We start from the raw sequence: 15,087 nt of genomic DNA on the forward strand, positions 1-15,087 counted from the left end.
CGAGGGTTTGGGGACGATTGGTGCCCCGGACTGTGTAGCAGTTCTGTGTAGCAAACGCTCTCTGGAGACCGTCTTTTCGACGATCCCCCAGCATTATTTCCGTGTTCGCGTCGAGAGGTGACGAAGCCGTCTCGACGACGGTCACATCATTGCTCCCCGCCCCACCGCAGGCCAATCCACAATTGCCGTGGGCGGGCGCGTTCGACGGCGGCGTTGCTGAAGCCGGTCTCCACGACCGTATCGAACAGATTCTCGCCGCGCGCGACCAGCGACACGCCGCGCGCGATCGGCGCGGACAAGACCGCATCAATGGTGAGGGCGTCGCCGAGCGTGCGGCTGTTCTGGTCATCCTCGAACTGGCTCGAAAGATAGCGCAGCGTCGTGCTTGCCCCCCAGGCACCGCGCGTCCAGCCGAACGTCGCTGACGCCTGATGCTCGGGCACCTGCGCCGGCGCGAGGCCATCAAGTGCGGGGGCGAGCGCACCGCCGTCAACGCTGGCATCGACATAGGCGTAGGACGCCTGCGCGTGGAACGGGCCGAGGTTTAGCCGGCCGTCGATCTCCACCCCGGTCGAGCGGATCGCCTCCAGATTGTCACGCCGCCGATAGAAGCCCGCCGCTGACACGAACCCGACGCCCGGAAACGTCCCCGGTCCCCGCGCGACGGTCACATTGGCGATCGCGTCGGACAGGACATTGCGAAACACCGTTGCGCCGATCGTCACGCGCCGGCCGAGCGCCACGTCGATGCCGCCCTCATAACCCTCGAGAGTCTCGGGCCGCAGATTGGCATTTGCCGCGGTGGCATCGGCGCCCGCGCGGAACGGTCGATAGAGTTCGTTGGGCGTCGGCAGCCGCCACGCGCGATAGGCCGAGGCGCGCAGCGTCACCGGCTCGGCGAGCGCCCAGGCGATGCCGACATGGCCCGTCGCCTCGCTGCCCGAGCGGTCGGCGAAGCGTGTGTCGGTCAGTGTGCCGCCCGCCAGCGCCGCCTCGAACAGCGAGCCGTTGCCGATCCGCCAATCGTCGATCCGCCCCTCGCCCTCGATCCGCACCGGGCCGAGCCGCGCCGACAGACTAGCGAAGGCGCCCATCGTTCGCGTCTCGCCGCCGGCCTGCCGCCGCCGCGTCGGCATGCTGGCGACATAGGTATAGAGCTCCTGCGTCCGCCCGCTCAGCGCGCGGATGTCGGCACCGATTGCGAGGTCGATATCGGGCCCGAGCGGCGGGATCAGCTCGACCCGTCCGCCGAGCCCGGTGCCCGGCGTGTTATACTGGTCGAGCGTCGGCGTTACCGTCGTCCGGTCGGCATTGACGCTCGCGAACTGGCTGGCGAAGCGGCGCGTCTGGACATAGCCGAGCACCGAAAAGCGCCAGTCGCCGCTGCCCACCAGCCGGACGCTTGCATCCGCGCCGTCGCTCTCGATCTTCGTGAAGTCGAGGCCGCGGTCGCGGCGGTCGGTAAAGCCCTGCACGGTCGATTGCAGCTCGAGGTCGGGGGCGACGCGCACGACCGCGCGCAGGGCGGCGTTGAACTGCTCATAGGGCGCGGCGCGATCGACGGGGCCGCGATCGGCCTCAACGATCGGCGCGAAGCCGTCGCCGCGCGCATAGCCCGCCGACAGCGTCGCAAATCCCGGCCCCCGCGCCAATGTCGCGGTCGCGCGCGCGTCGACCGCGTTGCGCTCGCCATAGAGAGCCTCGGCGGTGAAGGGACGAAGCTGGTCGGGCGTCGCGCTGTCGATCTCGATCACGCCGCCAATCGCACCCGATCCCCAGCGCCCGCTACCCCCGCCGCGGCGAACGCGCACCGCGCCGATGCGGTCGGTCGAGAAGCCGGGAAAGGCGATCCAGCCGCCGAACGGATCGGCCTGCGGCACGCCGTCGAGGATCAGCAGCGCCCGGCTTGCCGCATTGCCGCCGAGCCCGCGCAGCGTGATGCCCTGTGCGGTGGGATTGGCGCTGCGCGAATCCGCACGGCGAAAGGATTGTAGGCCGGCGACATCGGCGAGCACGTCTTCCAGCCGACCGCTGGCGGTGTTCGTCGCACGCTCGCGCTCGATGACGGTGCCCGCGGTGCTGCCGGTCGAGGGCAGCGAGAGGCCGCGGCCCGTCACAACGATCTCGGGCGGCGGCGCCGGCACCTCCTGCGGCTGGGCGGCGGCGAGTACGAGGGCAAGCGGCGCTGCGGACAAAAGGTCGATCATGCGGCGACGTACCGCCGCGTGCGCCGCGCGCCCCTGCCCGCGTCACCTAGGCAAACGCCCGCGACCAGGCGACTCACGATCCGAACTTTCATGCCGACCCCTCTTTGTTTCCAATCGCCTAGCCGAGCGCTCCTAGAGAATCGACCCGTCCTGCGCGCCGCGCCGTCTCCTTTGGGCAATGAAAGCTCATCTTGTTGGCATCACTGCCGCGCGGCGACGCCAGGAGGCGCGGCTCATCGGCGGCATCCAGTCGCCCGGCCGTTGAGAAATGGAGGAGTTGGTGGGCGCGGCTACGCGCGTTTCAGGCCGGAGTGAGCCGACGACGGCGCGGAGTTCGTGCTCACATACCGGATTGTGTGGGATCGACCGGCGCGAACCGCCCCCGTGGCCGGCGTTCCGCTCCCTGCCGAGCGGCCGTTCAGCCCGATCGCAGCTTGCCCGCGGCCGCCACGAACAGGGTGTTGCCATAGCTGTCGCTCTCGTCGTCGCCGTAGCGCGGGACGCGATCGCTTCCGCCCTGAAGCTTGGTGCTGCCGGCGAAGCTAGAGGTGCAGTGCACCGCCTAGATGCTCGGCGGGCGGCCGGCGGTCAGCTTGTTCGACTTGTCGGTCGCGTCGGTGATGAGGCACTGGTCGAGCAACACTTCAGCGAGCGACCCTTCGGGATCGTCCCCATTGCTCCCGGCCATGATGATCGGGAACCGCCTGTGATTGGGTATCGCAATGCTGCGTGGTAAACCAACTCCATTTATTGCACCGCGCAACGCGCGGTCGCGGCGCGTTCAGGCCGGGATGGTCGAGGGCCAGTCGGGCATCGTGTCGCCGCGAAGGCCGCGGCGGCGCCATGCCGCTTCTGCCAGTGCGAGCGCGCGCGGATCATCGACGTCGATCCAGTCGAACCCGCTGACGTCGACGAACCCCGCCTCCCCTCGTGCCGCCAGCAGGCGCACGCCCTCTGTCAGCGACGGCGCGGCGAGCGTCTTCAGCGCGGCGATCAGTTTGCCTCCGATCGCGAACACGCCGCTGTCATAGGCGTCGTGCCGCCGCATCCCCTTGCCGATCGCGGCGATGCGGTCGCCGCGCGTGGCGACGCGGGTAACGTCGAGGGGATCGACCCAGCCATGACCCAACCGGCGGTCGATGCCCAGCGTCAGCCCGCTGACCGCCCCGTGCGCGGCGACCGCGGCGTAGAGCGCGGGATCGACGAGATGATCGCACATCGCCAGCAGCGCGTCGCCGCCAGCGAGAAGCGGCTCGGCCGCGAGTACCGAAACGCCGTTGGGCTGGCTGGGGTCGGCCCAGACGCACTCGACCGACAGCGGTTGCCGCCGCGCGGCCAGGTGGCGGGCGACGCCCTCGCCGCGATAGCCAAGCACGACGATAGCGCGATCGATCCCCGCCGCCGCCAGTCCGCCGAGCGCATGATCGATCAGCGCGCGGCCGGCGACCGGACACAGCGGCTTGGACGCTGCAGCGGCGCGCAGCCGGCTCCCCTCGCCCGCGGCGAGCAGTACCGCGGTTCGGATCATCTCAGGCCGCCTCGATGAAGCGCTCGACCGCGATCCGCGCCATGTCGTCGGTCATCTGCGTGCGCGGGTGCTTGCAGAAATAGGCGCTCGCCGGATCGATGACGCCCGCCAGACCGCGGTCCCGCGCGATCCTGGCACAGCGGATCATGTCGATCGCGACGCCAGCCGAATTGGGTGAATCCTCGACCGAGAGGCGCAACTCGAGGTTCATCGGCACGCCGCCGAACATCGCCCCCTCCATGCGGAGGAAGCAGACCTTGTTGTCGTTCTGCCACGGCACATAGTCGGAGGGGCCGATATGGACATTCTCGTCGCTCAGCCGCTCGCCCGCGACCGACTGCACCGCCTCGGTCTTGCTGATCTTCTTGGAGGCGAGGCGGCGGTGGTTCGACATGTTGAGGAAGTCGGTGTTGCCGCCGGTGTTGAGCTGATAGGTCCGCTCAAGCTTGACGCCGCGCTTGGCGAACAGGTCGGTCAGCACGCGGTGGACGATCGTCGCGCCGAGCTGCGCCTTGATGTCGTCGCCGATGATCGGCACGCCCGCATCCTCGAAGCGCTTGGCCCAGACGGGGTCGGAGGCGATAAAGACGGGGATATTGTTGACGAAGGCGACACCCGCCTCGAGCGCGCATTCGGCGTAGAACTCGGTGGCCTTCTGGCTGCCGACGGGCAGATAGTTGAGCATGACCTCCGCGCCCGAGCGGCGAAGCGCCTCCACCACGTCGGCGCGGCTCGGCTCGGGATCGTTGGCGACGATGAAGGTTCGCTCGTCGGCATGGTCGGCCATGTGGTCGGCGACGCCGTCGAGCACGCTGCCCATCCGCACGATCGTGCCGGTAAGATCGACGTTGGGGGCAAAAACCGCGGTGCAGTTGGGCCTCGCAAAGATCGCCTCGGCCACGTCGCGGCCAACCTTGCGCGCGTCGACGTCCCAGGCGGCGACGACCTCGATGTCCGACGCGCGATAGCCGCCCATTACGTCGTGCATCAGGCCGACGGTATCGTTGCTCCCCTCCCGGTAGTAGCTCAGCCCCTGCACCAGCGAGCTTGCGCAGTTTCCAACGCCGACGAGGGCGATCCTGATGGCATTCATCGGTCAGCTAGTTCCTTGTAGGCCGCGCCCGCGATCAGCGCGGCCGACGGGCGAGAGGGGGGAAGTGCCGCGAACCGGCGCTCGACGCGGCGGTGCGCGATGATCGTCGCCGCGGCGACGATCGAGAGGACGGCGATCTCGAACAGCCAGAACAGGGTCGGACTGCCGGCGAGGCACGCGGCGAAGATCGTGCCGACGCGCATGTTGGCGCTGAGCACCGTCATCGCGCGCATGACCGGCACCGCCGCGCGGGCATAGGCTTGGCCGAAGGCGGCGGGCTCCGCATCGCCCGCCATGCGCCGCTCGAACGGCAGGGCGCCGTGGTCGATGCTCGTCGCCAGTCGATCATAGGCGCGCACCAGCCAGTGGCCCGTGACGACCGGCGGCGTGGTGCTGGCGTGCCCGCGTGCGCGCCGCTGGAACCGGGCGCGCTCGCCCTCGTACAGGCTCGACTGCGCGGCATGGAGGACGCCGGCGACGATCGCCAGCATCCAGCCCGTTGCGCTCCCCAGCGACACCGCCAGCGCGACATAGATGAGGACGAAGACGCCGTGGTCGCACAGCCCGTCGAGGAAGCGGCCGGCGGCGCTCGCCGTGCCGGTCGCGCGCGCAACCATGCCATCGAGCCCGTCGGCGACCATCCACCCGATCGAGAGGATCAGACCGGCAAGCGCGAACGCAGCGCTTTCCCACCGCAGATAGCATGCCGCCGCCGCCGCCCCGAGCAACAGCCCCGCCAGCGACACGGCGTTGGCCGACACGCGCGCGCGAAGCGCAACAGGCAGCAGCGCGCGGGCGACCGGATGGATCAGATAGCGGTTCGAAAGCGCCTCGATCCGCGGATCGCGTGAGGGATCGGCTGCAAACGCGACCGTTCGCCACCAGCCCCGCATTGCCCCGGCCGCTTCAGGCAAGGGAATGCTCCGGCTCGGGCTGCGCCCGTTCGTCATCCGGGCGGGCGGCAAACCGCAGAACTGCGACCGTCACCGCGAACCAGCCCGTCGCCGCCGCCGCAAAGATCAGAAGGAGCACGTGCGCTTGCCCCGCCAGGATCATCAGTGCGCTGGCCGCGGCGAAGAAGTCGCGCATCGTCAGGTGGATCAGCCATTCGGTGATCGGCCCTGCGCGCCCGTCGCGACGCAGCCGCTGCTTGACGATGTCGAAATTGACCGGGCCGCCGCCGGCGGTCGCCCGAGCGCTCATCAGGAACAACCCCGATGCGAGCACGAGCAGCGCGACGGCGCCCGCCAGCGCGCCCGAAAGATCGCCGGCGAGTCCGACATTGACCGCCACTCCGGCAACGAAAGCGAGGTTGGTGAAGGCGTCGATCACGCTGTCGAGCGTCGCGCCCTCTGCCGAGGTCCGCGCGGTCGCGCGCGCGATCTCGCCGTCCACCCCGTCGAAGATCGAAGCGGCCTGGAACAGGAGCGCGCCGGCGATCAGGCCTGCCCCGTCGCCGAGGATCAGCGCGATGGTCATCAGCGCGGCGAGCACTGCCGTGCCGATGCTGGCATGCATCGGCGTGAGGCCCGGCACCTTGAGCAGCAGGCCGCTGATCGCGCGCGAGATCGGCCGGTTGACGTAGCGCGAGACGATGCCGTCGCCCGCCTTGCCCGTCGAAGCCAGAATGTCGCGGCCCGCCCGGCGCAGCTCGCGAAGCGCGGCGGCGGGATAGGCGAGCGGCGCCTGCGGCCGCGCCAGCGCGGCGGCGAGCGCCGTCAGCACCGCGTCGCGGCCCGGCGAATCCGCATGCCGGGCAACCTCGGCAACAAGGCGCTCGCCGCGGACGCGGACAACTTGTTCATCATGGCCGGCCGGTGTGAAGGTCAGCCGCAGCCGCGGGGCGAGCCGCCTGCATTCGGACACCAGATCGTCGCTTGGGCTCCAGCCTGTTCCGGCGACAACCGCACAGCCGCCGATGTCACCGCTCCGTTCGAGGACCGCGAGCGCCTGCGCCGCGCGGGCTGCGGCCGGTACGCCGGCGACGCGATACTCTGCCGTCGCGGCGCTCGAAAAGACGACGATGATCTGTGGCAAGGTGATCGGTCCCGCTGACTAGGTCCCGATGTTGACGGAGCGCCCGACCGAAAACCTTTGACGAAAATGTTGCACCGGCCGTCGGGCGAGCACGCGGCGATAGATCGCCAGATTGGCGGCGGCGAAGTCGCGCCACTGCAGCTCCCCGGCGCGCACGATGCCCGCCTCGCGCATCGACGCCGCCAGTGCCGGGTCGCGCGTCACGGCGATGAGACGGGCGGCGATCGCGGCGGGGTCGTGCGGGTCCGCGAGCAGCGCAGCGCCGCCCGCCACCTCGGGCATGGCCGACACGTCGCTGGTGACGACCGGACAGCCGCACGCCATCGCCTCCGCCATGGGATTGCCGAACCCCTCCGCGAACGAGGGGTGCAGCAACACTTGTGCGGCTTGGTAGAGCGTCAACAACGCCTCGCCGTCGACAGTGCGCAGGAACCGGACCCGGTCGCCGATGCCCAGCGCGCGCGCCAGTCGGGCAAGCGCGCGGCTGCCCGCCCCCTGCCGCTGCACGATGACGAGCTCGAACGCGGGATCTTGGGCAAAAGCGAGGGCGAAGGCGTGCACCGCCCCGCCCTGGTTCTTGTAGGGCGCGTTCTGCCCCACGGTGAGGACGAACGGGCGGCCGGGCGACAGGCCCAGCGCCGCCAGCCGCTCCGGGTCGGGGTCGCCGGGGCGAAAGCGAGGGGATACGCCCGACAGCGTCACCACGGTCCGGGTCGCCGCCGCAGGATGCCAGTCGGCGATCGCCCGCGCGGTCGCCCCGCTCACTGCCGCGATCGCGTCGGCCGAGCGGATCGCGCGGCGAAGGCCGTGGCCGTAGAACGCCGCCTCCACCGCACCGCGGACGCCGGTGCGGCACCAGCCGGGATGGGTCAGCCGCATCACGTCGTGCACCGTCACCACGCACGGCATGGCGAGCCCGGCCGGCAGGGTGTTGAAGGTTGCGTGGAACAGGTCGATCCCGCTCAGGTCGGCGACGCGCGGCAGCCACCACATCGTCGCCGGGCCGTTCGCCACTTGGGACACCACCTGCTCGCTGACGTTCGGCGCCTCGCTCAGCCGACCGCGATGTGCGGGATTGCGCAGCAGCCGAAAATGAAGGTCGGGTGCGAGCGCGGGCAGATGGTCGATCAGCCCGCGCACCACCTCGCCGATCCCGCTCGGGCGCTGGCCGACATAGCGGCAGTCGATGCAGACCGTCGCCACCACTCGCTCATTGCACCGCGTTGTTGATGCCGGTGACCGAGAAGGCCGCGCTCGACACGATGTTGAGGAACTTCTGCAGATCGGCGATCGGCGCATTGGTGACATAGATCACGTCGCGGTCGCGGATGGCGAAGTCCTGCGCGGTGAAGAAAGCGGTCCCCTGCCCCATGTCGAGCCGATAGACGACGGGCACCCGCCCCTCGGCCGTGCGCCGCGCGCTCGCGGCAACGGCGGGATCGAGCGCCTCGGGCTGTTCGAGGCGGAAGATGAAGACGCCGCGCACGTCGGCGCGCTCGTCGCGCAGGCCCCCGATCCGCCCGAGCGCCTGGGCGAGCGTGATGCCGCCGCCCTCGAACGGCACCTCGGCATTCTGCCCGACCGCGCCCAGCGCGACGAAGCTATAGGGCTGGAAGATGGCGGTCACGATATCGCCGGGCGCCAGCACCACGTTCTGCACCGGATCGCGGACGATGGCGTCGAGCGGCATCGCCCCGGTGCGGCCGCCGCGGGTGAGCTGGACCGTGGTCTTGGCGACCGGCTGGCGCGATCCGCCGGCGGCAGCGATCGCGTCGAGTAGCCGCTCACCCCGCGGCGTCAGCGGCACGCGGCGCGTCGCCCCCACCTCGCCCATCACCGTGACGGCGCGGCTGTCGTTCTGGGCAAGCCGGACGACCGCCTGCGGGTTGTGCGCCCGCCCGGCGAGGCGCGCGACGATCATGCGGCCCACGTCCTGCGGTGTGCGGCCGCGCACCGCGAGGCTGCCGACGAACGGGATGGTGACGGTGCCATCCTCGCCGACGATCTGCTGCGGGATGCCGGCGCTCTGGGCAAGCCCGCCGCCGCCCGCACCTGGCGCTGTGGTGCCGAAAAGCACCGCGGGCGGCGCTTCCCAGATGGCGATGTCGAGCACGTCGCCGGTGCCGATCACCGTGCCGCTAGGCGACGCGCCGCCAAACAGGTCGCCGAATGCCTGCGAGCGCGCATAGCTGGCGGTGCGCCGCGCCGCGCCCTCGTCGAGGGTGACGATGCTGATCCCCTCCCCCGAGGCGGCGGGGCGCCCGGCGCGCTCGATCGCCCCTGCCGACGGCCCGGCGCCGCTCATGTTCGAACAGCCGGCAAGCAGCAGGGCGATCAGCGCAACGCGCCCGCCCGAAGTGACGAAGGCCATCACAGGAACCTCTGGTAAAGCGTGTCCAATCGGGCGCGATAGCGCTCGGGCGAGAACCGCGCCGCCTGGTCGAGCCCGCGCCGCGCAAGGTCGGCGCGAAGGTCGGCATCGGCGTCAAGCGCACGCATTCCCGCGCCGATCGCGGCGGTGTCATAGGGATCGACCTTTAGCGCCGCGTCGCCCGCCACCTCGGGCAGCGAGGCGGTGTCGGCGCACAGCACCGGCGTGCCGAGCAGCATCGCCTCGAGCACGGGCAGGCCGAATCCCTCGTAGAGCGAGGGGAACAGCGCCGCCCGCGCCCCGCGGATCAGGCTGACGAGCAGCGCGAAGGGGACATAGGGGATCTGGATCACCCGCCCGCGCCGCCGGTCCCTGCGCCCAGCGGGCCGCGCCGCCATCGCGTCGAGCAGCCGCAGTTCGCCCTCCGCCCGCCACGCCCGCGCGCCGACGATCACCAGCGGCGCCTCGATCCCGCTCGCCAGATAGGCTTCGACGATGCGGCCGATATTCTTCTTGGGCTCGATCGAGCCCCAGAAGAGGAAATAACTCTTGTACCCGGTGCCCAGCGCCCCCTCGACCTCGCGCGCGACCTGCGCCTCGGGCTTGTCGAGCAGGCGGGCGGGAATCGCCACCGACTGATAGGTGTTGGTGACGCGCTCGGGCGTGATGCCGGTCAGGTCGATGATGTCGCGGCGCGAGCATTCGGAGACGGTGACGACATGATCGGCCCGCCGCGCGATGTTGCGCAGCAGCGCGAGGTAGCGGCGCTTGTTGTCGAGCGTGGTGTAGGGCAGCCGAAGCGGCACGAGGTCGTGCAGCGTGTAGAGATTGGCGGCACCCGGCACGCGGAGCGGCAGCGGATAGGTCCAGTGCGCCAGATCGACATTCGCCGGCGGGCGGACGGCCGTGGTGCTGCCCCAGGCATGGAAGCGGCCGTGTGCGCGGCGGAACAGGTCGGGCGCGTTGTAGAGGACGTCGTGATGCGGCAGCCGCGCATCGAACTGGCGAGTGACGACGGTGCCCGAGAGCGGTACCTCCCGCGCGCGTACCGCGAACGGCGAAACGATCCGCGCGACGTCGCGAAGCCGGTTGCGCCGCCCCCCGCCGTCGCCGTCGAAAAAGGCGATCTCGCGGAGCAGCGGCTCGCGCGACCCCATATTGCCATGGCCATAAAGAACCGAGGTGCGGTGCCCCAGCCGCCCGACCTCGTGCGCGAGGTTGCGCGCATAGGTGGCGACGCCGGTCCCCTTCTCCAGCGCCAGATTATAGCCATCAATCAACACGTGCTTCATTCGGAAAGTGCCCCTTGCGTCGCGGGCCAGTCGCGAAAGGCACCCGCGTCGCGGATCGACGGCCATGCAGGCTCGCCGCCCGCGACACTTGCGAGCACCGTGTCGGCGGCGTCGGGATCGAGGTGACCGAGCGCGAGGACGCGGACGATCTCGCCATGTGCCGACCAGTCGACCGAAACCCGATCGCTCCCGCGGTCGCCGAAACGCGGGTCGCGCACCATCGCCGCCGCCAGTGCGTCGCAGGTCGGGCTGGCGCGCAGCAGCGCCGCCGCCTCGACCTCGTCGGGCGCGGTGCCGTGCCACAGCAGCCGCGCCAGCGCCTCGACATCGGGGGCGCCCGGCACCTGAAGCGGTGCCACTCCCTTGCGATAGGGGTGGATCGGCCACGCCGCCGGATCGTCGCCGCGCCGCGCGACCACGAAGGCCAGATGCTCGGCCACGTCGGCGGCGGGCTCGCCCATCGCGCAGGCGGTGCGATAGGCAAGTTCGGCGCGCGCGAACTGCCCGCCTTCCTTGGCGACATGGCCGAGCTGGACCCAGTAGGAACGCTGATAGGGATGAAGCGCCAGCGCCGCCGCGTAGCGCGCCTCCGCCGCGGCCCAGTCGCGCGCGTCGCGCCGCCAGTCGCCCTCGCGCACCGCCATGCGGAACCGCTCGTCGGCAAGCGCGCGGTGCTGCGCCACCTCGATCAGCGCGGCGCGGTCGCGCGCGGCGGCGCGGTCGATCGCCGGCGCCCCCGCCAGCCCGATCGCCTCGCGGAAGCGGTCATAGGCTTCGTCGAACTCGTCGAACAGCGCGAGGCGCCCGCCGTGGAGCAGCGCGAAGCGGTTGCAATGGTCGCGCAGATAGCCCGGGTCGTGGCTGATGAGCACCATCGCCCGATCGCCGCGCTTGCCGAACAGCTCATGGTTGCAGCGATCGTGGAAGCGCGCATCGCCGACCGCGCCGATCTCGTCGATCAGAAAGCAGTCGAATTCGATGATCATCGAGATGGCAAAGGCGAGCCGCGCCCGCATCCCCGAGGAATAGCTGCGCACCGGCTCGCGCAAATAGCCGCCAAGCTCGGAGAAGTCGGCAACGAAGGCGAGGTTGCGCTCGAAATCCTGGGCGTAGATGCGGCTGATGAAGCGGATATTGTCGACGCCCGACAGCGTGGGCTGGAAGGCGCCGCCAAAGGCGAGCGGCCAAGAGACCGACATTTGCCGCTCGACCCGCCCCGCGCTCGGCCGCTCGGCCCCGCTGATGAGGCGGACCATCGTCGACTTGCCCGCACCGTTGCGCCCCAGCACGCCCAGACGCTCGCCCATCGCCAGCTCGAATCCCACGCCATCGAGCACGACATTGTCGCCCGACCGCGTGCGATAGACCTTCCGGACGTCGCTCAGCCGGATCATTCGGGCACCACGCGCCGCGCCGTCCACTGCGCCGCGAACAGCGCGACGAAGGTCAGCGCGAGGCAGAAGGGCAGAACGTAGCCGAGGTCGTAATGCGCGTGGATGCGGCTGCCGAAATAGCCCTCGCGCACGATCTCGGTCCCGTGAACCATCGGGATGAGGAGCACATATTCCTGCGCCGCCGACGGCAGCGCGTCGACGAGGAACGCCGCGCCCGACAGCGGGAAGATCAGGTAGGAGGCCGGGTGCCACAGCTTGTCGACCAGCTCGCTCTGGTGACTGAGCGCGCCAAGCGTGATCGCCAGCGCCGCCCCGAACCAGGCGATCAGAAGCCACCCGCCGACCACCTCCAGGATGTTGCGCGGCGGATCGATCCAGCCGAGCGCGATGAACAGGACGCTCAGCCCCGCGAACGACATGGTCGCGCCCCCGAACTCGAGCAGCACGCGCGCGGCATAGATGTCGAGGACGCGGATGTTGCGGTGATAGAGGAGCGACAGGTTGCTCCAGAGCGCGCCGATGCAGCGCCCCGGCATGTTGCGCCAGAGGAGCACGCTCGAATAGCCGGTGAGAGCAAAGGCAACAATCGGCAGGTCGCTGCCGTGATAGGCCTTGGCCGCGGTCCACAGCGCGGCGACGCCGAGCGTGAACAGCATCGGTTCGACGAACAGCCAGAGGAAGCCGATATTGTGACGGCCATAGCGCGTCAGCATCTCGCGCAGCAGCAGCGCGTGGAGCACGCGCCCCTGCACGGCAAGGCTGTCGCGAAGGCGCGGGGCGGTGCTCATCCTTCGCGATGCTCGCGCACGCCCGCCAGCAACACGGTCAGGATACCCCAGGCGAGCAGGCCGAGGACGAGGACGGCGAGGATGCCGCCCAGCCGCCGCGGGCGGATCGGATAATCGGGCAGGCTGGGCGGCGCGATCCGCTCGACATAGGCGCGCTTGCGCCGCGCCTCGGCATGCGCGTCCTGCAGCGAGGCGAGCGCAGCGGCGAGGTTCTTGGCCGCGAGCTCGCTATCGAGCAGCAGCACCTGATAGCGCGCCGCCGCCGCCGACAGCGAACTGCGCCCGCCTGCGATGCCCGACCGTCGCCGCGCGATCTCGCGGTCGAGCGTGGCGATCTGGGTGCGCAGATAGGGGATCTGGGACGCCTCGGGCGTGAAGGCCTCCATCTGCTGGAGCTGGGTGCGCGCGGCGACGCGTTCGTCCTCCAGCTTGGCGATGCCCTGAAGCCGCGCCTCGGCCTCCTTCTCGGGATCGATGATGCCGGCGCGGTTGCGATAGGCGGCGAGCCGGACCGCGGCGTCGCGCGCGCGGGCCTGCGCGGTGCGGGCCTCGTCCTCGGCGGCGGTCACCGCGTCGCTGCGGGCGCGCGATGACAGCCGGTTGACCAGGGCCTCAGATCGCTGGAGCAGCCGCTCGTTGATCGCCCGCGCCTCCGCCGCGCCGAATGCGCTGACGGTCAGGTGCAGGACCTGCGTCGTGGTGTCGGGCTCGACCTCGACCTTGCCCAGATAATAGTCGAAGAAACGCTCGCGATTGGCGGGGAGCAGGCCGCCGAACCGGTCGAAGCGCGACACGCCCTGCGCTGAATAGGCGCGCGTCAGCAACCCATCGCGGTCGGCGTCGGCCAGCGCCGCGCGCGATTCGAGATATTCGACGACAGCGTTGCTTTCCTCGGTCACGCCGCTCAGGCCCGCACCGCCCAGCACCTGCCCGAGCGAGGTCGCCGCAGCCTTGCTCGGGCTGCGAACCACGAAGCGCGCCTCGGACACGTAGACGTCGCTCGCGAACACCGCGAAATAGAGGAAGGCGGCGACCGTGGGGACGATCACGCAAAGGACGAACAGCGGCGACGGCCGCCAGCCAAGGGGTCGCACTAAAGCTCGATCCCCAGCCGAAGCGCACGCCCGGTTGCCGGCCCGCGCGGCGTGGAGGCGTCCTGGCGCGCGCCGCCCAGCGTCGCCAGCCACGCATCGACACGCTCGAAATGCTCTTCCCAGACGGGCGGGCAATAGCCGCGCAGCGCGTCGATGCGGCGCTGGCGCGCGGCCGCCGCCTCGTCGAACGCGGCGATCCGGGCGGTCCACGCCTCGACATCACGCGGGTCGATCAGGTGGGGAATGCCCTGCCCCACTTCGCGGAAGACGGGCAGGTCGCTGGCGATCACCGGCACGCCGAGCGTCAGCGCCTCCGCCATCGGCAGGCCGAACCCCTCGGCCAGGGTGGGCATCAGCATCGCGCGAGCGCCCCGCATCAGCGAGGCGAGGCGGGCGTCATCGCAATCCTCGATCACCTCGATCAAACCGCCCGCCATTCGCGAGGCTGCGAGCGCGGCCCGCACGGGGCCGCTGCCGCTGCCCCAGCGGCCGACGATGACAAGCCGCGGCGAGGCTTCCCCGCGCGCGGCAAGTCGTTCCCAAACCTCGAGGAGGAGCGCGTGGTTCTTGCGGCTCTCGATCGTGCCGACGCAGAGGAAATAGGGTGCCGCGGACTTGGGCGCCGGCGCACTTGTCGGCAATTTCGCGCCTGCGAGCGGGGCCACGACGAGATCGGGGAGCGCGAGCTTCGCCGCGTCGGCATAGTTGGCGAGGTCGCGCGCGACCGCTGCACTCCCGACGATGATCCCCGCGCCGTGACGCAGCGCACCCTCCACCCGGCCGGCGTGACGCATCACGGCGTGCGGGCGGCAATGCTCGGAATGTAGCAGCGGGATCAGGTCGTGGAGAAGATAGATGGGGCGGAGCCCGTGCCGCCGCGTCCAGCGGGCATGCGCCGGCAGATCGAAATCGGTGTGCGACGTGTTAAGGTAAAGGCTGCCGGACACGGCCCGCTCTGACCCTGCAAGCGCACCCGCGAGATGCGCTACGAGCCGGAGCCGCGCGCCATGCACGCGCTCGCGAGCCAGATCCTCGAACAACCGGCACGATGTGTCGCGGCCGAGTACCCGGACGAAGCCGCGATGCTGCACGACCGCCTGCGCACGCTGGCCGAAATGGTCGAGATACGCCAGCGACACGCGGTCGATGCCGTTCGCCCGCCGACCGGTCCAGCGGAGCGACACCAGTCGGGTGACGTCGAGGAGCACGGGATTCGCCCCCGGCCCGAGATAGCTGCGAGATTGCCGATCCATCCTCGCTCAGACGGAGCCGGGCCCGTGAAA

The 15,087-nt window shown here is 70.5% G+C and carries 14 protein-coding genes; all 14 read right to left on the reverse strand.

Annotated features, from left to right (window positions below):
* Positions 1-146: 146 nt before the first annotated feature.
* The 14 genes from COC42_RS03090 to COC42_RS03145 all read right to left on the reverse strand — a co-directional run bounded on the left by COC42_RS03090 (position 147) and on the right by COC42_RS03145 (position 15,057).
* Complete coding sequence (locus tag COC42_RS03090; protein WP_096341795.1) at positions 147-2,207, reverse strand: TonB-dependent receptor; 2,061 nt, start codon at positions 2,205-2,207, stop codon at positions 147-149.
* Between the two features lie 418 nt (positions 2,208-2,625).
* Positions 2,626-2,766 carry a hypothetical protein gene (locus COC42_RS17580; protein ID WP_176484544.1) on the reverse strand — a complete coding sequence of 47 codons (141 nt, stop codon included), beginning with the start codon at positions 2,764-2,766 and terminating at the stop codon, positions 2,626-2,628.
* Positions 2,767-2,769: 3 nt separating this feature from the next.
* On the reverse strand, positions 2,770-2,895 hold the full coding sequence (locus tag COC42_RS18060; RefSeq protein ID WP_281253070.1) for a hypothetical protein: 126 nt from the start codon (positions 2,893-2,895) through the stop codon (positions 2,770-2,772).
* Positions 2,896-2,988: 93 nt separating this feature from the next.
* Positions 2,989-3,735, reverse strand: coding sequence for a phosphocholine cytidylyltransferase family protein (locus tag COC42_RS03095; RefSeq protein WP_096341796.1), 747 nt, complete (start codon positions 3,733-3,735; stop codon positions 2,989-2,991).
* Between the two features lies 1 nt (position 3,736).
* A complete protein-coding gene (locus COC42_RS03100) occupies positions 3,737-4,828 on the reverse strand; it encodes an inositol-3-phosphate synthase (RefSeq protein ID WP_096341797.1) in 1,092 nt (363 codons plus the stop codon).
* On the reverse strand, positions 4,825-5,721 hold the full coding sequence (locus COC42_RS03105; RefSeq protein ID WP_096341798.1) for a CDP-alcohol phosphatidyltransferase family protein: 897 nt from the start codon (positions 5,719-5,721) through the stop codon (positions 4,825-4,827). The genes COC42_RS03100 and COC42_RS03105 overlap by 4 nt, the downstream gene beginning before the upstream one ends.
* A 13-nt stretch (positions 5,722-5,734) precedes the next feature.
* A complete protein-coding gene (locus COC42_RS03110; RefSeq protein WP_096341799.1) occupies positions 5,735-6,865 on the reverse strand; it encodes a CDP-alcohol phosphatidyltransferase family protein in 1,131 nt (376 codons plus the stop codon).
* Positions 6,866-6,883: 18 nt separating this feature from the next.
* Positions 6,884-8,068 carry a glycosyltransferase family 4 protein gene (locus COC42_RS03115; RefSeq protein ID WP_176484545.1) on the reverse strand — a complete coding sequence of 395 codons (1,185 nt, stop codon included), beginning with the start codon at positions 8,066-8,068 and terminating at the stop codon, positions 6,884-6,886.
* 7 nt (positions 8,069-8,075) lie between these two features.
* Positions 8,076-9,236: a polysaccharide biosynthesis/export family protein gene (locus COC42_RS03120; protein ID WP_096341801.1), complete on the reverse strand. Its 1,161-nt coding sequence runs from the start codon at positions 9,234-9,236 to the stop codon at positions 8,076-8,078.
* On the reverse strand, positions 9,236-10,528 hold the full coding sequence (locus COC42_RS03125; RefSeq protein ID WP_217991252.1) for a glycosyltransferase family 4 protein: 1,293 nt from the start codon (positions 10,526-10,528) through the stop codon (positions 9,236-9,238). Before COC42_RS03125 ends, COC42_RS03120 begins: the two co-directional genes overlap by 1 nt.
* On the reverse strand, positions 10,525-11,922 hold the full coding sequence (locus tag COC42_RS18150; protein WP_096341802.1) for an ABC transporter ATP-binding protein: 1,398 nt from the start codon (positions 11,920-11,922) through the stop codon (positions 10,525-10,527). The genes COC42_RS03125 and COC42_RS18150 overlap by 4 nt, the downstream gene beginning before the upstream one ends.
* Positions 11,919-12,710, reverse strand: a complete 792-nt coding sequence (locus tag COC42_RS03135) for an ABC transporter permease (protein WP_096341803.1) — start codon at positions 12,708-12,710, stop codon at positions 11,919-11,921. Before COC42_RS03135 ends, COC42_RS18150 begins: the two co-directional genes overlap by 4 nt.
* Positions 12,707-13,804 carry a KpsE/RkpR family capsule polysaccharide export protein gene (locus tag COC42_RS03140; protein WP_096341804.1) on the reverse strand — a complete coding sequence of 366 codons (1,098 nt, stop codon included), beginning with the start codon at positions 13,802-13,804 and terminating at the stop codon, positions 12,707-12,709. Before COC42_RS03140 ends, COC42_RS03135 begins: the two co-directional genes overlap by 4 nt.
* Complete coding sequence (locus COC42_RS03145; RefSeq protein ID WP_096341805.1) at positions 13,804-15,057, reverse strand: glycosyltransferase family 4 protein; 1,254 nt, start codon at positions 15,055-15,057, stop codon at positions 13,804-13,806. The genes COC42_RS03140 and COC42_RS03145 overlap by 1 nt, the downstream gene beginning before the upstream one ends.
* Positions 15,058-15,087 lie beyond the last annotated feature (30 nt).

Source organism: Sphingomonas spermidinifaciens (assembly GCF_002351485.1).
Classification (GTDB): domain Bacteria; phylum Pseudomonadota; class Alphaproteobacteria; order Sphingomonadales; family Sphingomonadaceae; genus Sphingomonas; species Sphingomonas spermidinifaciens.